Genomic DNA, 17,882 nt, shown 5'->3' on the forward strand with positions numbered 1-17,882 from the left:
CCGCCAGCCGTCCCATTCAACCGAGAGGTCAACGATGACCGTTCTTCCTCAAGGAAGTGAGATCTCACGGCGCCGCCTCCTGCAATTTGGCGCAGCCGCCGGATTTCTCCTGGGCACAGGCTCCCTGGCCGGGTGTGCCGGCCCCACGGGCCTGCCGGGACCCAGCACCCTGACGCTGGCCCTCAACAGGTCCCTCGTCAGCCTGGACAACAAGCTCAACCAGTTCGACGCCGCCGTCACCGTCCAGCGTGCCGTGCGGCAGGGACTGACCGCCATCGGCCCCGAAACCAAGCCGATCCTGGTCCTCGCGGACCGCTTTGAGATGACCTCGCCCACCGCGTGGACGGTGCGCCTCCGCCAAGGCGTCCGCTACTCGGACGGCACCCCGGTGGCCATCGAGGACATTGCCACGGCACTGAAGATGTACCAGCAGGTGCAGGGCTCCTTCGTCGCCGGGTTCTTCCCGGAATTCCCCACGGTGGTCCCGGTGGATGACAGGACGTTCCGGATGGAGTCCAAGAACCCCATTCCCATCCTCGATTCGCTGATGAGCATGATCCTGATCAGCCCGGCAGCCAAGAACAAGCCGGAGGAGCTCCAGGAGGGCGTGGGCACCGGGCCGTACGTGGTGACCAAGTTCAACCGCGGCGCCGGCACCTACAGCCTCAAGCGCAACGAGAACTACTGGGGCCCGGCCCCCAAGGTGGACAACGTCGAGGTCCGCTTCCTTCCGGAGGAATCCAGCCGCGTCATTGCTCTGCGCAGCGGCGAGGTGGACGTCATCGACTCCATTACGCCTGACTCGCGCGAGCAGCTGGCCGGACTTCCCGGCGTCGTCCTGGCAGAGGCGTCCAGCCTCCGGCTGAACCAGATCTTCTACAACTTCCGCAAGCCCGCCGGCCACCCGCTGGCCGATCCGAAGGTCCGCGAGGCCCTCAGCTGGGCCATCGACGGCGAGGCTCTGGTCAAGGACGTCCTGGTGGATTCGGTCAGCGAAGCCGAGGGCGTGGTCCCCTCCAGCCTCACCGGCTTCGCCAAGACGGGCAACTACACCTACGATCCCGAAAAGGCCAAGGCCACGCTGAAGAGCCTCGGCGTCGCCGACCTGAACCTGAAGATCATCTGGGAAACCGGCGAGTTCGCCTCCGACACCTCCGTGATGGAGGCGCTGGTGGAGATGTTCGGCAACATCGGCGTGAAGACCCAGCTGCAGCAGTTCGAACCCGGCGGCAACATCCTGGCCTGGCGCCAGGGCAAGCAGGGCGACTGGGACCTGCTGGGCAACGGCTTCAGCAGCCCCACCGGCCTGGCCATCACCATGATGCAGGGCATGTACGCCGGAACCGCGGAAAAGGAAAAGACCCGCGACACGTACCAGGGCTACGTGGTCCCGGACGTGCAGGCAAAGATCCAGGCCGCATCCTCCGAGGTGGATCCGGTACGCCGGCAGCAGCTGCTCGCCACCGCGCAGAAGGCCATCTGGGACACCTGGCCGTGTGCCTGGGCCTTCGTTCCGAAGTCGGTGCTCGCCCACCAGAAGCGCGTGGCGGACCTGGCGCTTGCGCCCACCAACTCCTACCCCCTTGTTGACGTCCGGCTGGAGGCCTGAGTCATGACCACGTACATCCTCAAGCGGCTGGGCCAAGGCCTGCTGACCGTGTTCCTGACGGTCTCCACGGTCTTCGTCCTGATCCGCCTGGCCCCCGGTGATCCGGCCGTGTCCTACGCCGGTCCGCTGGCCACCACCGAGCAACTGGCCAGGGTCCGCGAACAGTTCGGCCTGGACCGGCCGGTGCTGGAGCAGTACTGGATCTTCCTGCAGCAGCTGTTCACCGGCAACCTCGGCACCTCCTACTCCTTCCAGGCGCCGGCCATGCAGGTGGTGGCCGAGCGGATGCCGTACACGCTGACCCTCGCCACCGCGGCCATCCTCCTCACCGCCGTGATCGCCATCCCGCTGGGCGTGTGGATGGCCCGCCGCCCGGACACCAACCGGGAACTCGGTGTCAACGTCCTCACCATCGCCGGGCAGTCCATGCCGGACTTCTGGACCGGCATCATGCTGCTCACCGGCTTCGCCGTCCTGATCCCGATCTTCCCGGCGTCCGGTTTTGCCACCTGGGGCGGGCTGGTGCTTCCCACGCTCACCATCGCCATCCTGCAGATCGCACTGATTTCGCGGATGGTCCGGCGTGAGATGACCGCCAACTTCGCGGCCCCGTACCTGACCGTGGCGCGGTCCAGGGGAGTGGGCAGCCCGGCGCTGACCTGGCGCTACGCCATGGGCAACTCCGCCATCCCGGTCTTCACCGCCCTGGGCACCCGCTTCGCGGCCATGCTCAACGGCGTGGTGGTGGTGGAAGTCGTGTTCGCCTGGCCCGGCGTCGGCTCCCTCATTGTCCGGGCCCTCGAAACCCGCGACTACCCCCTCATCCAGGCGACCGTCCTGCTGACGTCGCTGCTGGCGGTAGCTGTCCAGCTCGTCATCGACCTCGCCTACCCGCTTCTTGATCCCCGCGTTCGTCTTGGAAAGGCGGCAGCAGCATGAGCCTCAGCGACACCGCAACACGCACACCGTCCCCGAGCGCCGTCACCAAGGAACTCGCCGCCAAGGCGGGGGCCACCCGCCGCCGCAACGCCGCCAAGTGGAAACTGCGCATCGGAGCCGTCTGCACGCTGCTGGTCATCATTCCCATCCTGCTGGCCCAGGTGCTTCCGCTGCCGGACGCCAACCACCAGGACCTCTCCGCCCGCCGGCTTGCCCCGCTGGTGGACGGCCACCTGTTCGGCACCGACCAGCTGGGCCGCGACCTGCTCTCCCGCGTCCTGCACGGGGGCCAGGTGTCCCTGACCATCGGCATCCTGGCCGTGGTGGTCTCCGGCGCCATCGGCATCATCCTCGGTGCCGCCGCCGGCTACTTCGGCGGCTGGGTGGATACGGTGGTCTCCCGAGTCCTCGAAGCCCAGATGTCCCTGCCGCTACTCATGATGCTGCTCCTGGTGGTGGCGCTCTTCGGCCCGTCCATCCCGGTGATCACGTTCGTCATCGCCATTGCGCAATGGCCGGAAGTGGCCAGGCTGACCAGGTCCATGGTGCTGGTGGAACGCGAAAAACCGTATGTCTCCGCGGCGCGCATCCTGGGCCTGCACCGTGTCCAGATCCTCCTCCAGCACATCATCCCGAACGTCATCAAGCAGGCAACCCTCGTGGTGCTGCTGCTCCTGGCCCAGGCCGTCCTGCTCGAGAGCGCACTCAGCTTCCTCGGCGCCGGCCCCCAGCGTCCGTTCGCCACCTGGGGACGCATCATCTCCGACGGCCAGGACTACATCACCACCTCCTGGTGGATGGTCACCCTGCCCGGCCTGGTGATCGTGCTGATGGTGGTGGGCGTGAACCTGTTGGGCGACGGCCTCCGCGACCGTCCCCGCCGCAAGAAGAAGGGTGCCTGACATGAACGCCAATAAGGAACAGCCGCTGCTCGAGGTCCGCGACTTCCAGGTGGAGCTGATCACCGACGCCGGCATCATCCGGGCCGTGGATTCGGTGAACTTCAGCATCCACCGCGGCGAAACCGTCACCATCATCGGTGAATCCGGTTCCGGAAAATCGACGACGGCGATGGGCATCCTGCGCCTGCTCCCGGAGGACCTGGCGGTACTTTCCGGCACCGTGCTCATCGACGGCGCGGACGTGGTGGCCGCACCCAAGGCCATCGACAAGGTCCGCGGCCGGACCGTCGCGCTCATTCCGCAGGACCCCATGACCGCGCTCAGCCCCGTGCACTCGATCGGCAGCCAGCTCTCGGAGGCCATCCGGATCGCCGGCGCCGCCTCCAAGGACAAGGACGCCGTCCGGGCCCGCGCCGTCCGGCTGCTGGAACAGGTGCACATTCCCACACCGGAGGTGCAGCTGAAGAAGTACCCGCACCAGCTCTCCGGCGGCATGCTCCAGCGCGTGCTGATTGCGATCGCCCTGGCCAGCGAACCGCAGCTGCTGGTGGCCGACGAACCCACCTCGGCGCTGGATGTCACGGTGCAGGCCGGCATCCTGGACCTGCTGCTGGAGCTTCAGGAACAGCGCGGCATCGGCATCCTGATGATCACCCACGACCTCGGCGTGGCCCGGCTCATCTCGGACCGGATCCACGTCATGAAGGACGGCTCCTTCGTGGAGTCCGGCGACGTCCAGCAGGTCGTCGAGCACCCGGCTACCGAGTACACCCGCAACCTGCTGGCCGCCGTGCCGGTCCTGGGGCCGTGGGACGAGACCCCGGCAGGCACCATCGACCCGAAGTCCACTACAACCGCGGCCGGCGACGCCGCCCTGACCAGCACCGGAGGCCAGCATGACTAAGCCGTTCCTCTCCGTCGAGAACCTCGTGGTGGACTACCACGTGCCGGGCGGAACGTTCCGTGCCGTGGATGACGTCTCCTTCTCGGTGGACAAGGGCAAGACGATCGCCGTCGTCGGTGAATCCGGCTGCGGAAAGTCCACCATCGCCAAGGCGCTGATGCGGCTGGTGACGCCGGCCAGCGGCCGGATCGAACTGGACGGAACGGACATTGCCTCGATGAGCGAAGCGAAACTGCGTCCGCTCCGTTCGAAGTTCCAGATGGTTTTCCAGGATCCGTACGGCTCCCTGGACCCGCACCTCACCGCCCAGGAGATCGTGGCGGAACCGCTGAAGCTGCAGGGCGTCCGGTCCAAGGCCGAGCGGCACAAGGAAGCCGCGAAGCTGATCGACCAGGTGGGCCTGCCTGCCAGGTCCCTGGACCGCCATCCCGCGGAGTTCTCCGGCGGCCAGCGGCAGCGCATCGGCATCGCCCGCGCGCTCGCCTCCAAGCCGGAGCTGCTGGTCTGCGACGAAGCCACGAGCGCCCTGGACGTGTCCGTACAGGCCCAGGTGCTGCGCCTGCTGAAGTCCATCCAGGACGAAACCGGCATCACCTACGTGTTCATCTCGCACAACCTTGGCGTGGTGCAGGAGATCAGCGATAGCGTCATGGTCATGCAGCGCGGCAAGCTCGTGGAGTCCGGCAGCACTGCATCCGTGCTGACCGCGCCCAAGGAGGACTACACCCGCAAACTGCGCCGTGCCGCCCTCGACCCGTCCACCATGCGCGGCCTCAAGCCGCGCCACGTGGTCCGCTCGCTGGCCCTGAAGGGCGCCTGAACCGGCCCGCCAGGCCGGCTCCTGACCCGACAGACACCGCAATCACACCGACACTGCAACCACGGAGAATCAACGCATGAGCAAGCAGCCAGAAGGTACCCCGGTGGAAGGACTGAAGCTTCCCATCTCGCGGCTGGTCCTCGGCACCATGACGTTCGGCGACACCGCCGATGAGGCCACCGCCGGACGCATGGTGGAGGAGGCGCTCGACGCCGGCATCACCACCATCGACACGGCCAACGCCTACGTGGGCGGTGTGACGGAGGAGATGCTCGCCCGCCTCCTCAAGGGGCGCCGCGACGAGGTCATCCTCGCTTCCAAGGCCGGCATGCCGCACGCAGACCACGGCCAGCACACTCCGCTGTCCCCGCAAGGGCTGCGCAACAGCGTGGAGGGCAGCCTGCGCCGGCTCGGCGTGGACAGCATCGACCTGTTCTACCTGCACCAGCCGGCCCGTGCCACCCCGCTGCAGGACACCCTTCGCACCGTGGCGGACCTCGCCGCGGAAGGGAAGATCGGGGCGCTGGGCGTCTCCAACTTCGCGGCCTGGCAGATCGCCGACGTGATCCACGTTGCCCGCGAGGTGGGTGCGCCTAAGCCCGTCGTGGCGCAGCAGCTCTACAACCTGGTGGCCCGGCGGGTTGAGGAGGAATACCTCGAGTTCGCCGCCACCCACAACGTCCACACCATGGTCTACAACCCGCTGGGCGGCGGCCTGCTCACCGGAAAACACAGCTTCGAGGCCAAGCCCTCCGAAGGCCGCTTCGGCGATTCCAAGCTGGCTGCCATGTACACCCAGCGCTACTGGAACCAGCAGCTGTTCGAGGCCGTCAACGCCCTGGCCGGCATCGCCGACGGGGCGGGCATCACCCTCGCCGAGCTGTCGCTGCGCTGGCTCGCCTACCGGAACGGCGTCGGTTCGATGCTGCTCGGCGGCTCGAAGGCGGAGCAGCTCCGGGCCAACATCGCCGCCGTGGCCAAGGGGCCGCTGCCCGAAGACGTTGCGGCCGCGTGCGACGCCGTCGGCTCCAGCCTCCGCGGACCCATGCCGGCCTACAACCGCTGATCAACCGCCGACCCCCGCTGATTTTCCGAACTGAAGGCAGAAGACACCACATGACATCTGAACTCGCTACCGAATTCGCCCGCAAGGTCCGCGCCCGTGAGCAGGCCGTCGGCTACTGGGCAGTGCTGGACGCGCCCGTGGCAACGGAACGCATCAGCAGGCTCGGCTACGACTACGTGGCACTGGACGCGCAGCACGGGCTGCTCGGCTACTCGGGCGTGCTGAACGGCCTGATGGCCATCGACGCCGGGCACACCGCCGTCGGCATGGTGCGCGTGGAGGCCAACGACTTCACCGCGATCGGCAAGGCGCTCGACGCCGGGGCCGTCGGCGTGATCGTGCCGCTCGTCAACAACGCGGCGGACGCCGCCGCGGCCGTCGCGGCGGCCAAATACCCGCCACTGGGTGGGCGGTCCTACGGACCCATGCGCTCGGCCCTGCGCATCGGCCCGGTACCCGCCGAAGCCAACGCCGCCACCCTGGTCTTCGCCATGATTGAGACGCCTGAGGGGCTGGCCAACGTGAAGGAGATCTGCGCGACGCCCGGCCTGGACGGCATCTACGTTGGCCCCTCGGACCTGGCCATCGCCGTCGGTGGCGCCTTCCCGGGCGATCCCGCCATCGAGGCCGAGTTCAACGCGGCGCTGGAAACCATCGCAGACGCCGCCGCCTCCGCAGGCATCGCCGCCGGCATCCACACCGCCGCCGGGGAGATCGCCGCCCAGCGGCTGCGGCAGGGCTACACGTTCACCACCGTAGCGTCGGACCTGACCCACCTGGAGCTGGCTGCCAAGGCGCACCTGGCTGCTGCCAAGTCGGAGGGCTGAGGGATGCAGACAACCAACGCCGGCTACAGCACCATCACGCCCGACGGCGCCGTGAAGCGCGCGGACGGCGCGGACTTCGCGTACCTGCCGGCACCCACCGTGCAGAGCCACGCCGCCAACCTCCTGACCCTGCCCGACGGACGCCTGGGCTGCGTGTGGTTCGGCGGCACCCAGGAGGGCGTGCCGGACATCTCCATCTGGTTCTCCACCCTGGAGCCGGGCAGCAGCCAGTGGTCAGCCCCGGAGCAGCTGTCGGACGACTCCACCCGCTCCGAGCAGAACCCGATCCTGTTCACCGCCCCGGATGATTCACTCTGGCTCCTGTACACCGCGCAGAAGGCGGGCAACCAGGACACGGCGGAGGTCCGCCGTCGTACTTCCACGGACAGCGGCCGCACCTGGGGTCCGGTGGAAACGCTGTTTGCCGCGAACGAGACGGGCGGCGTCTTCGTCCGGCAGCTGCCGGTACTGCTGCCGTCCGGCCGCGTGATCATCCCGATTTTCCGCTGCATCACCACGCCCGGGGAGAAATGGGTGGGCAACAGCGATGACAGTGCCGTGATGATTTCCGACGACGGCGGAGCCACCTGGAGCGAGCACATCCTGCCGGGCAGCCTGGGCTGCGTCCACATGAACATCCAGCCCGTGGCCGACGGCTCGCTGCTCGCGCTGTTCCGCAGCCGCTGGGCAGACTCGATCTACGAATCACGTTCCACCGACGACGGCACCACCTGGAGCGAACCGGTCCCCACCGAACTGCCCAACAACAACTCCTCCATCCAGTTCACGGCGCTGGCAGACGGCCGGCTGGCGCTGGTCTACAACCACGCCAGGGCGGAGGAAAACACCGAACGGCGGCTGTCGCTCTACGACGAGATCGACGACGACGGCCTGGCTGAGGAACAGGGGCAACTCGCCGAGCCGGTACCCGGCGCTGCTGTTGCCGACGACGACGGCGAACGGCGCGCCTTCTGGGGAACGCCGCGCTCGCCCATGACGCTTGCCATCTCCGAGGATTCGGGCCGCAGCTGGCCCATCCGGCGGAACCTCGACGTGGGGGACGGCTACTGCCTGTCCAACAACTCCCGCGACGGCCTGAACAGGGAGTACTCCTACCCGTCCATCCACCAGGGCCCCGACGGTGCGCTGAACATCGCCTACACCTACTTCCGCCAGGCCATCAAGTACGTCCGCGTGGATCCGCAGTGGGCCTATGACGGCAGCGCGACACCGGGCGGCGACGAGCAGTGACCGGCGCCCGCCACGCAGTTGTCACGGGCTGCAGCTCCGGCATCGGCAAGGCCATAGCCGAGCGGCTGCTGGCCGACGGCTGGACGGTCACCGGGCTGAGCCGCAGCGGGACCTCGCTGGGGCCCGGCTTCCGGTGGCTGCACGCGGACCTGTCCGATCCGTCGTCGCTGGCGGAAACGGCAGCGGCAATTGACCCCGCAGACGCGCTGGTCCACGCCGCCGGATACCAGCGCACCGCGCTGTTGGGCGAGCTGGACCCGGGGGCGCTCGCCGGCATGTTCGCCGTCCACGTCGGGGCTGCCAGTGCGCTGGCCAACGCGGTGGTGCCCCAGATGCCCGACGGCGGCCGGGTACTGCTGATCGGCAGCCGGACGTCCACGGGCGCGGCCGGCAAGAGCCAGTACGCGGCCACGAAGGCGGCACTCATGGGCATGGGACGGACGTGGGCGCAGGAGCTCGCGCCGCGCGGCATCACGGTGAACGTGCTGTCGCCGGGGCCGACGGATACGCCCATGCTGGCCGACCCCGGGCGTGCCGCCACGCCGCCCAAGCTGCCCGCGCTCGGCCGGCTGGTGGATCCCGGGGACGTGGCGGCGCTCGCCGGTTTCCTGCTCGGGCCGCACGGCAAGTCCATCACGGGTCAGAACTACGTGATCTGCGGCGGCGCCTCGCTGTGAGGCGTTCTGCCCTGTGAGGCTTCGGGCCGAGCGGACCCCTACGATGGTGACAGCAAAGGAGAGCCACCGATGACCACCGCCAAAACCAGGCGCGAAGAGATCTACCACCTCGCCGTCACCACGGGGCTGGCGTCTGTGGAGGAACTGTCGCGGTATTTCCGGGTCACCGCCTCCACCATCCGGCGCGACCTCGCCCAACTGAACGAAGAGGGGAAGCTGGCGCGGACCTACGGCGGGGCCGTGGCGCTGGGCGCCCACCCCGAACCGTCCCTGCGGCAGCGGACCGGGGAGGCGTACGAGCAGAAGCACGCCATTGCGGCCTGGGCTGCCGCCGAGGTGAAGAACGGCGAGAACATCCTGCTCGACGGCGGCTCCACCGTCGGTGCGCTGGCGCACGCCCTGCGCGGACGGGAGAATCTGTCCGTCACCACACCGGGAATCAACACGCTGCAGGAGCTGGCCGACTCGCCGGGGATCCAGGTGGACTGCCTCGGTGGCCGGCTCCGGGGCGTGAGCCAGACCTTCGTAGGCCCCCTTGCCGAGGCTGCCCTGGAGCGGATGAGCTTTGACCGGGTGTTCCTGGGCGCGGACGCCGTCACCGCGGACAACGGACTCTGCGAGGCAGACCACGCACAGACCAGGCTCAAGGAGCTCATGGCCCGGCGCGGCGATGCCGTCTATGTCCTGGCAGACTCCGGGAAGCTGGGGAAGCACCCGTTCCACGCCTGGGCGAAACTCGCCCTGCCGTGGACCCTGGTGACGGACTCCGGCGCCCACCCCGGCCAGGTGGCGCTGTTCAGGGAGGCTGGCGTGCAAGTGCAGCTCGTCCAGGTACAGGCAGGGCGCCAGGCTTCTGCGTAGAACCGCATCCCGGGGCCCCGCCGGCAGGCCGGCGGGAACACCGGCATCCCTGAATTTGTTATTAACAGTGACCCAAAATGAACACTACACACACCGCCTTAATAGTCCCGCCCCGCCTGGGCGAACCCCTCCGGGTTGTCCCCGTGGAAGGGGCGGACAGCCTGAAAGACCTGCTCGGGGGCGACTTCGAGTCCGTCGCCCGGGGCGACTGGCACCTTTACCTCAACGCCGAGGGGACCTCGGCCAACCTGCCGGTGAACCTCCGCGCCGACCAACTCATGCACGACTGCGGCCTTGACCTGGCAGGCGCTGCCCGCGGCCCGGCAGTCATCGTCGGCCGTGACGCCAAAGGCAAGGACACCAGCATCCCGGAGCGCCTGCTGCGCCTTGCCGCAGAACTCTTCGGAACGCCGCAGACAGCCTGAGGACGCGGGTGCATGTTGGCCCCTTGCGTTTAGCATTGGGGAATGACTGAAGCGAACGAGGATTCGGCAGTCCTGCAGCTGCAGGACATCCTGATCGGGGCCGACAGCGTTGAGGCTTTCCTTGACGGGCTGGCCGCCTTTGCAGCATCTACGCTCACCGGTCTGGCGGGTACAGGCATTGAATGCGCCGTGACATTGAAGCGGCACCGGCACACCGCCACCGTTGCGGGCAGCAGCCCCCGGGCAGTGGAGCTGGACCAGATCGAGCAGGCAATCGGCGACGGTCCTTGTATTCGGGCGCTGTTCACCATGGCCCCCGAACTTCTCGACGACGTCCGCACGGATGAACGGTGGCCGGAATACCAGAAGCAGCTCGCCAAGCACGATGTGTACTCGACGCTGGGCATTCCCGTGGACATCGGGGAGGGCGCCAGCGCGGCGATAAACTTTTTCGGCCCCGCACCGGGCCTGTTCACTGCCGAGCTCTTCGACCGGGCGGTGGAGTTCGGCGAGCTGGCCAGCCGCACCCTGCACCTGTCCGTCCGGATCGGGTCCGCCCAGGCGCGGGCGCTGAACCTTGAGGCCGCCATGCAGAGCCGGACGGCGATCGATGTTGCCTGCGGCGTCATCATGGCGCAGAACCGGTGCTCGCAAAAGGAAGCCATGGACATACTGGCCAAAGTCTCCAGCAACCGGAACCAGAAGCTGCGCGACGTGGCCGTGGAACTCCTGGGCAGGCTCTCCGGATCAGGCGTGGAGACACACTTCGAGTAGGTCTCCGGCCTGCCCTTACGGCGCTACTTGCCGCCCTGCCCGATCATGGACGCCGGGGGTTTGGGGAACGGTCTGGCCGGATACATCCTGGCCACCTTCAGCATGTAGTTGGCCCACTGCGGCCCGGCGATCATGTAGCCGTCAATGCGGTCGTAGTGGGTGCCGTTGACGGTGATGTTCCTGCCCGGCCGTTTCTGGCCGTTCAGTGCGTCACCGAAGAACGATGCGGTGACGATGCCGCTGGTGTAGCCCAATACCCAGGTGGCACCGTTGCTGTTGTTGGTGCCGGTCTTGGCCGCCACAGGGACCTTGCCCTGCACTTTGGGGTTGATGTAGATGCCTGAACCCTTCTTGAGGACGTCCTGCAGGACAGAATTCACCCCGCGGGCAATATTGGGCTCCACAGCGGTCCGGCACGCCGACTGCTGGCTGGGCAGCGCCCGCCCGGTGAAATCGGTGACGCGCTGGATGGCCATCGGCGCGCAGTAGCGGCCGTCGGCGGCGAAGGTGGCGAAGGCGGTGGCCAGGTTGAGCGGTGACACGGCGGTTCCGCCGAGCACGTTGCCCAGCTGGTGCATGTTGATCCCTGACCCGTCCAGGCCGCTGTGCAGGCCCAGGGTGTCAACCATCTTTTGGATGCCGCAGATGTCCAGCTGCGCGACCTCGGCAAAGGTGGCCGTGTTGATGGAGTTGTACAGCCCATAGTTTGCGGGCATCCTGCGGTAGTAGCCCTCCGAGGCGTTCTGCAGATCGTCGGCAGTTTCGAGGCCGGCGGCGCGCTGCCGGCTGCTGTAGCCGCCAACCACCTTGGCGCACGAGTCCCGCCAGCGGAACCCCAGTGGGTACTCCCGCCGTGAGGCATCCACCTCCTCGGTGATCTTCCGTCCCTGGTGCAGCCACTCAGCGAACGTGAACGGCTTCATGGTGGATCCGGGCTGGAACCCGCCCGCACCGTTGAGGTCGTTGCCGTTGGCGTCCTTGGCGTCCACGTTGAAGTTCAGCTGGGTGTCGAACTTGCCCGGCAGCGGGAGGAACACCGTGTTCTGCGCCATTGACAGGATTTTCCCGGTGCCCGGCTGGAGTGTCAGCAGCGAAGCACCCCACTTGCCCGGGTTGGCCCCGGCGGTGGAGTTTACCTGGACCTGGGCCGCTGCCTGCAGCCGGCTGTCAAGCGTGGTGGTGATGGTCAGGCCGCCGCGGAACAGCTTCTGCTCCCGGGCTTCCGTGTCGGCGCCGTAGGCCCGGTTGTTGAGGATCAGATGCGACACGTAGTCGCAGAAGTACGGGGCGATGGCGGCGGCGGCGCAGCCCTGCCTGGAGACCCGCACTTTCAGGCCCAGGCCGGCGGCGGCTGCGGTGTCATGCTGTTTTCTGGTGATCTTTCGTTGGGCCAGCATGGCATCCAGGACAAGGTTGCGCCGCTTGAGCGAGTTTTCCGGATTGGTCACGGGGTCGAAGAGGCTGGGGCTATTGACGAGCCCTGCCAGCATTGCCGCCTGGGGGAGGCTGAGCTTGCTGGCCGGAACGCTGTAGAAGTGCTGCGCGGCAGCCTCGATCCCGTAGGCGCTGCGGTTGAAGAACACGATGTTGAGGTAGCCCTCGAGGATTTGGTCCTTGGTGAATTTCTTCTCGAGCTCGATGGCGAGCTTCATTTCCCGCACCTTGTCGCCAATGGTCTTCTCCCCGCTAAGGACCACCTCATCCTCGCGCCCGGAGGCAATTTTCGATTCATTGGCCACGTTGGTGACGTACTGCTGGGTCAGCGTGGAAGCACCTTGCCGGTCCCCGCCGGAGACGTTGCTCACCAGCGCGCGCAGGACACCCACGGGGTCGACGCCACTGTGTTCGTAAAAGCGGCTGTCCTCGATCGCCACCACGGCGTCCTTGATGTACGGTGACATCTGTTTCAGCGACACCCGCACCCGGTTTTCCTCATAGAACGAGGCGATCAATTGGCCGTCCGAGGTCAGAATCCTTGTTGTTTGCGCCGGCGGACGCACGGCAAGGTCGGAAGGAAGGCCGTTATAGAAGTTGAGCGATCCGTTCACGGCGGCGCCGGCGGCGGCAAGCTGGGGAACGAAGTAGGCGGCAACCAACGCGCCGCAGACGCAACTGAGGACCACGAACCCGAGCAACCTTGCCCAGGCCGTGTGAGATCGCGATGCCAAGCTTTTGCGTACCATCAGTGCGGTTCACACCCCAAAAAAGCGTGCTTCCAGAATACGCTTCAGGTGACGGCCGGGCCAGAGTGCCGGGTTCGGCCGCACGGGCTCAGGGCAGGTCGATGTTCGTGAGTTCTGACCGCTTGCCGCTTGCTTCCTCAACCAGGACCATCGAGCCCACCTGCGGGCAGTAGTACTTGTGCTCCCGCGAGTTGAGCTCCAGCGGTGTCCAGTCGTCCACCTTGACGCACTCTGTGTAGGTGCCCATCTTCGTGGTGACGGTCTGGCCCGTGGCGATGGTATCCCGCATGTCCTCGGCATGGCCAAGGTAGTACTCCTGCCGGTAGGTGTCGCCCACGCGCTGTTCGGCCTTCATCCAGATGCCGGCCTTTGCCCCGTCCTGCCCGTGGATAAAGCTGCCGGAATGGTTCTGCAGCTGACCGTCCTTGAAGTTATTCACGTCCTCACCGAAGTACCACACGTCGCCGTTCTTGTGCTGGGCCAGGTAGTCCCTCGTCTCCTCGACGAGCTGCCCGCTCTTGAATTCCTTGTCCAGGTAGATGACAGTTTCGATGCCCTCAATGACGCGCGTCTCCTTGAGGATTTCGATTTCGATCCTGTCACCGCCGGCCCCGTAGGTCATCTTCTTGCCGACGGGAAGCGCAAAGTACTTGTTGGTTATTTTCGTGCTGAAGTCCGCCGGGGTGATCTGCGGATTGTAGTCAGCAGCCCTGGTTCTCAAGTTGTTGAAGTAAAAAAATGCCGCCCCGCCAGCGACCAGCAACAGGATGATGACCCCCACTATTATGGTTCTTGGCTTCATGGCCCGTCCCACTCCTCGTTGAGTAGAAACCCTTTATGCGGCCCGGTGCACCTGTTGCTTGCCCGGCCCATAGGAGAAAGGTAGTCCTGTCAGGCCGCCGGGGACAGAGGCAGCACCAGATTCGTCAGCTGTGGGCGGCCTCGACCACCCGTTCGCCGTTGAAGTATTCGAGCTGCCAGCCGTCGACGGCGTGGTGGTGGGCCAGGTTGAGCACGGCATTGTCGATGCTTTGCAGGGTGCTGCCGATGGCACGGCCGAGGGCCAGGCGGAGGAGCGTGCCGTGCGCTACGACCAAAACGCGGCGCCCCCGGAACTCCTCGGCCAGTGCCTCCAGGGCGGCCAGGCCACGGGAGGCCGCCTCGTCGTCACTTTCTGCCCCGCGGAAGCCGCCGGGGATGCGCAGTCCCTCCAGTTCCGGGCCGGCCTGCAGGCCCTCGGCGGGTCCGAAGCTGCGCTCGGTAAGCTCCGGCACGTGCCTGGCCACTGTGAGCCCCAGGCCCGCCGCGATCAGCTCGGCGGTTTCCGCCGCGCGGCCCAGCGGTGACGACACGATCGTGTCCCACTCCTGCCCGGACAGCACGGCGACGGCCTCGCGCGCCTGGCCGCGGCCGACGTCGTTCAGCGGAATATCGCTGGATCCCTGCAGCCGGCGCTGCGCGTTCCAGTCGGTCTGGCCGTGGCGGATGAGGGCGAAAGTCGTGAGGGTCATGCCTTCCATTGTGAAGCATCCACCTCGGGAGCCGGGGAGGGACCTAACCGAACAGGACCGCGGCTTCGTCGTAACGCTTCTGCGGGACAGACTTCAGCCGGCCCAGGGCTTCCTGGAAGGCAACGTGCTCAATGTCCGTTCCCTTCTGGGCCACCATGGTGCCCCACAGGCCCTCCACCACCAAGTGGATCGCGGCCATGCCCAGGCGGGTGGCCAGGACGCGGTCGAAGGCTGACGGTACGCCGCCGCGCTGGATGTGGCCCAGGATGGTGGCGCGGGTTTCGATGCCTGTCCGGGTTTCGATTTCCGGAACCAACTGGTCAGCGATGCCGCCCAGGCGGGGACGGCCGAAGGTGTCCAGCCCGCGCTCGGAGTGCGGGGTCTCCATATGCTCAGGCATGAAGCCTTCGGCCACCACCACCAGCGGTGCGCGCCCGCGGGCATGGGCTTCCTTTACCCACTGGGCGATCTGCTCGATGCTGATCTTCTGCTCCGGGATGAGGATGGCGTGGGCGCCTGCAGCCATCCCGGCGTGCAGCGCGATCCACCCGACGTGCCGGCCCATGACTTCGGCAATCATGCACCGGCGGTGGGACTCGCCGGTGGTCCGGAGCCGGTCGATGGCTTCCGTGGCGATCTGAACCGCGGTGTCGAAGCCGAAGGTGTAGTCGGTGGCGTCAAGGTCGTTATCCACGGTCTTGGGAACACCGACGATCTTCAGCCCTGCGTCGGTGAGGCGCTGGGCGGCGGCGAGGGTTCCTTCACCGCCGATGGCGATCATGGCGTCGATGCCCAGCCGGTCCATGTGGGCCCTGATGACGTCGGGGCCGCCGCCATTCTCGAACGGGTTGGTCCGCGACGTGCCCAGGATGGTGCCGCCCTGCTTGGCGATACCGCGGACCATGGTTCGGGGGAGGTCGATGACGTCACCCTCCACCACGCCGCGCCAGCCGTCGCGGAATCCGACGAACTCGTGGCCGTGGACGGCAATGCCCTTGAGGACGGCGCCGCGGATAACCGCATTCAGGCCGGGGCAGTCGCCACCGCTGGTGAGGATTCCAATTTTCATGTTCGGCTCACATTCGGGGGGCGGCCGGTTCCACGGCGGCAAGCACCGACATGGCCTCCTCAACGACATCCGCTGCGGGGAATGACGGCCGGTTCACGCCGGCCATTTCCTCCATGACGCGGACCACCTGGCAGCTGTAGCCGAACTCGTTGTCGTACCAGACGTAGAGCACCAGGTTTTTGTCGTTGGAGATCGTGGCGAGGCCGTCGACGATCCCGGCGTGGCGGGAACCGACGAAGTCGGTGGAGACCACCTCGGGCGAGTCGATGTAGTCGATTTGCTGGCGAAGGTCCGAGTGCAGCGCCATCCCGCGGAGGTAGTTGTTGACCTCGTCCTTGGTGGTGCCGCGTTCCAGGTTCAGGTTCAGGATGGCCATGGACACGTCGGGGGTGGGGACCCGGATGGAGCTGCCGGTGAGCTTGCCCTCCAGTTCGGGCAGCGCCTTGGCCACAGCCTTGGCGGCACCGGTCTCGGTGATCACCATATTCAGCGCGGCGGAGCGGCCGCGGCGGTCGCCCTTGTGGAAGTTGTCGATCAGGTTCTGGTCGTTCGTGAACGAGTGGACGGTCTCGACGTGACCGTGGACCACGCCGTACCTGTCGTTGAGCGCCTGCAGGACCGGGGTGATGGCGTTCGTGGTGCAGGAGGCTGCCGTCACGATCCGGTCGGCATCGCTGATGTCGCGGTGGTTGATGCCGTGCACGATGTTCTTCAGGTCGCCCTTGCCCGGCGCGGTCAGCAGGACACGGGCCACGCCCTTGCTCAGCAGGTGCTGGGACAGCCCTTCGGTGTCGCGCCAGCGGCCGGTGTTGTCCACCAGGAGGGCATTGTTGATGCCGTAGGCGGTGTAGTCGATGGTGGCGGGGTTGTCCGAGTAGATGACCTGGATCCGGACGCCGTTGGCCGTGATGGTGTTGGCCTCGGTGTCCACCTTGATGGTGCCTTCGAAGGAGCCGTGCACCGAGTCGCGGCGCAGCAGGCTGGCACGCTTGGTCAGGTCGTTGTCGGAGCCGCGCCGGACCACGATGGCGCGCAGCCGCAGGCCGTGGCCGCCGCCCGCCTGTTCGATCAGGAGGCGCGCCACCAGGCGGCCGATGCGGCCGAAGCCGTAAAGCACGACGTCGGTGCTGGCGTGGTTGCCGGCGCCCCGCTTGCCCACCACCTCAGCCAGTTCGGCCCGGAGGAATTCCGCCAAAGTCCGGTCGCCGCCGTCGGACTTGAACTTCTGGTTCAGCCGGGCGATGTCGATGGCAGCGGCACCCAGGTCCAGCTGGGCCAGTGTGTTCAGCAGCGGGGCCGTCTCCCCCAGGGGCAGCTCGTCTTTGCTGATCCGGCGCGCAAACCGGTGCGCCTTGAGAATGCTCATGGTGGACTTGTTGACCAAAGTCCGGCCATGGACGCTGGTCACCACGTTGTTTTCACGGTACAGCCGGCCGATCACCGGAATCATAGCCTCGGCGAGGGCCTCACGGTCCATCCAGGTAGCAAGACTTGAATCTGGGGTTTCTAGCATCGGACTGCCTTTCCAAAAGGGTGGGTCTGTTTTTAGCTTCAGCTCCTGAGATGGTCTGAGAGGGGCTTGATATCCATCGTCCTGCCATCTTCGGGTAGGGGAAACGCTAATTCCGGATGGTTTTAACGATCCTTTTGGGTAGGGTGCCGCCGTTGTTGTTCTGCTCTGTGGGGGGTTATGTGGTGGTGGCGAACATGAGGGCCATGGTGGTGGCGCTGAGGGCTTCGAGGGCGTGTTCGGTGCGGGTGTGGTGTGGCTGTGTTTTTGGGTGGTGGGTGGTTGGTGTGTGGCGGCGGAGGAGGAGGATGAGGAAGGTGAGGGCGGCGGTTGCGAAGAGGAGGGTGAGGAGGAGGGCGGGGGTGTGGCCCAGGGGTGCTGCCGGGGTGGTGGGTGTGGTTGTCATGGTGTGGTGGGCGTGGGCCATGGGCATGGGTGTTGGTGTTTGGTTGGCGGGGGTGGTGGTGGTGGGGTGGGTCATGAGGGTGATCATGAGGGCTGCGGCGGTCATGGTGAGGGCGTGGTAGGCGCATTTGAGTCGTCCCTGGGTGCCG

The 17,882-nt window shown here is 66.8% G+C and carries 18 protein-coding genes; 12 read left to right on the plus strand and 6 right to left on the minus strand.

Translation table 11 applies throughout. The features are described 5' to 3' along the window. Positions 1-34: 34 nt before the first annotated feature. From ACFQ50_RS13185 to ACFQ50_RS13240, 12 genes are all read left to right on the plus strand, one after another. A complete protein-coding gene (locus tag ACFQ50_RS13185; protein WP_377995994.1) occupies positions 35-1,609 on the plus strand; it encodes an ABC transporter substrate-binding protein in 1,575 nt (524 codons plus the stop codon). 3 nt (positions 1,610-1,612) lie between these two features. After that, entirely contained in the window at positions 1,613-2,548 is a 936-nt protein-coding gene (locus ACFQ50_RS13190) for an ABC transporter permease (protein WP_377995995.1), read from the plus strand. Continuing rightward, positions 2,545-3,450: an ABC transporter permease gene (locus ACFQ50_RS13195; RefSeq protein ID WP_377995996.1), complete on the plus strand. Its 906-nt coding sequence runs from the start codon at positions 2,545-2,547 to the stop codon at positions 3,448-3,450. Before ACFQ50_RS13190 ends, ACFQ50_RS13195 begins: the two co-directional genes overlap by 4 nt. A 1-nt stretch (position 3,451) precedes the next feature. Further along, positions 3,452-4,354, plus strand: coding sequence for an ABC transporter ATP-binding protein (locus tag ACFQ50_RS13200; RefSeq protein ID WP_377995997.1), 903 nt, complete (start codon positions 3,452-3,454; stop codon positions 4,352-4,354). Then, a complete protein-coding gene (locus tag ACFQ50_RS13205; RefSeq protein WP_377995998.1) occupies positions 4,347-5,174 on the plus strand; it encodes an ATP-binding cassette domain-containing protein in 828 nt (275 codons plus the stop codon). The genes ACFQ50_RS13200 and ACFQ50_RS13205 overlap by 8 nt, the downstream gene beginning before the upstream one ends. A gap of 76 nt (positions 5,175-5,250) precedes the next feature. Then, positions 5,251-6,240, plus strand: coding sequence for an aldo/keto reductase (locus ACFQ50_RS13210; RefSeq protein WP_377995999.1), 990 nt, complete (start codon positions 5,251-5,253; stop codon positions 6,238-6,240). A 50-nt stretch (positions 6,241-6,290) separates the two neighbouring features. Further along, entirely contained in the window at positions 6,291-7,067 is a 777-nt protein-coding gene (locus tag ACFQ50_RS13215) for an HpcH/HpaI aldolase/citrate lyase family protein (RefSeq protein WP_377996000.1), read from the plus strand. A 3-nt stretch (positions 7,068-7,070) separates the two neighbouring features. Beyond that, the gene (locus ACFQ50_RS13220) at positions 7,071-8,318 is read left to right on the plus strand and encodes an exo-alpha-sialidase (protein ID WP_377996001.1); all 1,248 of its coding nucleotides are present in this window, start codon (positions 7,071-7,073) and stop codon (positions 8,316-8,318) included. Beyond that, positions 8,315-8,995, plus strand: coding sequence for an SDR family NAD(P)-dependent oxidoreductase (locus tag ACFQ50_RS13225; RefSeq protein ID WP_377996002.1), 681 nt, complete (start codon positions 8,315-8,317; stop codon positions 8,993-8,995). Before ACFQ50_RS13220 ends, ACFQ50_RS13225 begins: the two co-directional genes overlap by 4 nt. A 69-nt stretch (positions 8,996-9,064) precedes the next feature. Continuing rightward, the gene (locus ACFQ50_RS13230) at positions 9,065-9,856 is read left to right on the plus strand and encodes a DeoR/GlpR family DNA-binding transcription regulator (RefSeq protein WP_377996003.1); all 792 of its coding nucleotides are present in this window, start codon (positions 9,065-9,067) and stop codon (positions 9,854-9,856) included. A 77-nt stretch (positions 9,857-9,933) separates the two neighbouring features. Next, a complete protein-coding gene (locus ACFQ50_RS13235; RefSeq protein ID WP_377996004.1) occupies positions 9,934-10,281 on the plus strand; it encodes a hypothetical protein in 348 nt (115 codons plus the stop codon). 42 nt (positions 10,282-10,323) lie between these two features. Further along, the gene (locus tag ACFQ50_RS13240) at positions 10,324-11,055 is read left to right on the plus strand and encodes a GAF and ANTAR domain-containing protein (RefSeq protein WP_377996005.1); all 732 of its coding nucleotides are present in this window, start codon (positions 10,324-10,326) and stop codon (positions 11,053-11,055) included. A gap of 23 nt (positions 11,056-11,078) precedes the next feature. Here the strand turns inward: ACFQ50_RS13240 and ACFQ50_RS13245 are convergent, their stop codons facing one another. The 6 genes from ACFQ50_RS13245 to ACFQ50_RS13270 form a co-directional block, all read right to left on the minus strand. Then, positions 11,079-13,238 (minus strand): transglycosylase domain-containing protein, encoded by a 2,160-nt coding sequence (locus tag ACFQ50_RS13245; RefSeq protein ID WP_377996006.1) that lies wholly within the window; start codon positions 13,236-13,238, stop codon positions 11,079-11,081. 88 nt (positions 13,239-13,326) lie between these two features. After that, entirely contained in the window at positions 13,327-14,040 is a 714-nt protein-coding gene (locus ACFQ50_RS13250) for a hypothetical protein (RefSeq protein ID WP_377996007.1), read from the minus strand. A 124-nt stretch (positions 14,041-14,164) separates the two neighbouring features. Then, positions 14,165-14,749: a histidine phosphatase family protein gene (locus ACFQ50_RS13255; RefSeq protein WP_377996008.1), complete on the minus strand. Its 585-nt coding sequence runs from the start codon at positions 14,747-14,749 to the stop codon at positions 14,165-14,167. Positions 14,750-14,792: 43 nt separating this feature from the next. Next, a complete protein-coding gene (locus ACFQ50_RS13260; protein WP_377996009.1) occupies positions 14,793-15,818 on the minus strand; it encodes an ATP-dependent 6-phosphofructokinase in 1,026 nt (341 codons plus the stop codon). 7 nt (positions 15,819-15,825) lie between these two features. Continuing rightward, a complete protein-coding gene (locus tag ACFQ50_RS13265; protein WP_377996010.1) occupies positions 15,826-17,331 on the minus strand; it encodes a glyceraldehyde-3-phosphate dehydrogenase in 1,506 nt (501 codons plus the stop codon). Between the two features lie 175 nt (positions 17,332-17,506). Then, the coding region (locus ACFQ50_RS13270; protein ID WP_377996011.1) for a DUF5134 domain-containing protein at positions 17,507-17,882 on the minus strand (376 nt) is incomplete at its 5' end.

Source organism: Arthrobacter sp. NPDC056493 (assembly GCF_042795115.1).
In the GTDB taxonomy this organism is placed as follows: Bacteria; Actinomycetota; Actinomycetes; order Actinomycetales; family Micrococcaceae; genus Arthrobacter.

Excerpts from the sequence above, each read along its gene's own strand:
- ACFQ50_RS13185 (WP_377995994.1), top strand. The coding sequence starts at position 35 with ATGACCGTTCTTCCTCAAGGAAGTGAGATCTCACGGCGCCGCCTCCTG.
- ACFQ50_RS13190 (WP_377995995.1), top strand. The coding sequence starts at position 1,613 with ATGACCACGTACATCCTCAAGCGGCTGGGCCAAGGCCTGCTGACCGTG.
- ACFQ50_RS13195 (WP_377995996.1), top strand. The coding sequence starts at position 2,545 with ATGAGCCTCAGCGACACCGCAACACGCACACCGTCCCCGAGCGCCGTC.
- ACFQ50_RS13200 (WP_377995997.1), top strand. The coding sequence starts at position 3,452 with ATGAACGCCAATAAGGAACAGCCGCTGCTCGAGGTCCGCGACTTCCAG.
- ACFQ50_RS13205 (WP_377995998.1), top strand. The coding sequence starts at position 4,347 with ATGACTAAGCCGTTCCTCTCCGTCGAGAACCTCGTGGTGGACTACCAC.
- ACFQ50_RS13210 (WP_377995999.1), top strand. The coding sequence starts at position 5,251 with ATGAGCAAGCAGCCAGAAGGTACCCCGGTGGAAGGACTGAAGCTTCCC.
- ACFQ50_RS13215 (WP_377996000.1), top strand. The coding sequence starts at position 6,291 with ATGACATCTGAACTCGCTACCGAATTCGCCCGCAAGGTCCGCGCCCGT.
- ACFQ50_RS13220 (WP_377996001.1), top strand. The coding sequence starts at position 7,071 with ATGCAGACAACCAACGCCGGCTACAGCACCATCACGCCCGACGGCGCC.
- ACFQ50_RS13230 (WP_377996003.1), top strand. The coding sequence starts at position 9,065 with ATGACCACCGCCAAAACCAGGCGCGAAGAGATCTACCACCTCGCCGTC.
- ACFQ50_RS13235 (WP_377996004.1), top strand. The coding sequence starts at position 9,934 with ATGAACACTACACACACCGCCTTAATAGTCCCGCCCCGCCTGGGCGAA.
- ACFQ50_RS13240 (WP_377996005.1), top strand. The coding sequence starts at position 10,324 with ATGACTGAAGCGAACGAGGATTCGGCAGTCCTGCAGCTGCAGGACATC.
- ACFQ50_RS13245 (WP_377996006.1), bottom strand. The coding sequence starts at position 13,238 with ATGGTACGCAAAAGCTTGGCATCGCGATCTCACACGGCCTGGGCAAGG.
- ACFQ50_RS13250 (WP_377996007.1), bottom strand. The coding sequence starts at position 14,040 with ATGAAGCCAAGAACCATAATAGTGGGGGTCATCATCCTGTTGCTGGTC.
- ACFQ50_RS13255 (WP_377996008.1), bottom strand. The coding sequence starts at position 14,749 with ATGACCCTCACGACTTTCGCCCTCATCCGCCACGGCCAGACCGACTGG.
- ACFQ50_RS13260 (WP_377996009.1), bottom strand. The coding sequence starts at position 15,818 with ATGAAAATTGGAATCCTCACCAGCGGTGGCGACTGCCCCGGCCTGAAT.
- ACFQ50_RS13265 (WP_377996010.1), bottom strand. The coding sequence starts at position 17,331 with ATGCTAGAAACCCCAGATTCAAGTCTTGCTACCTGGATGGACCGTGAG.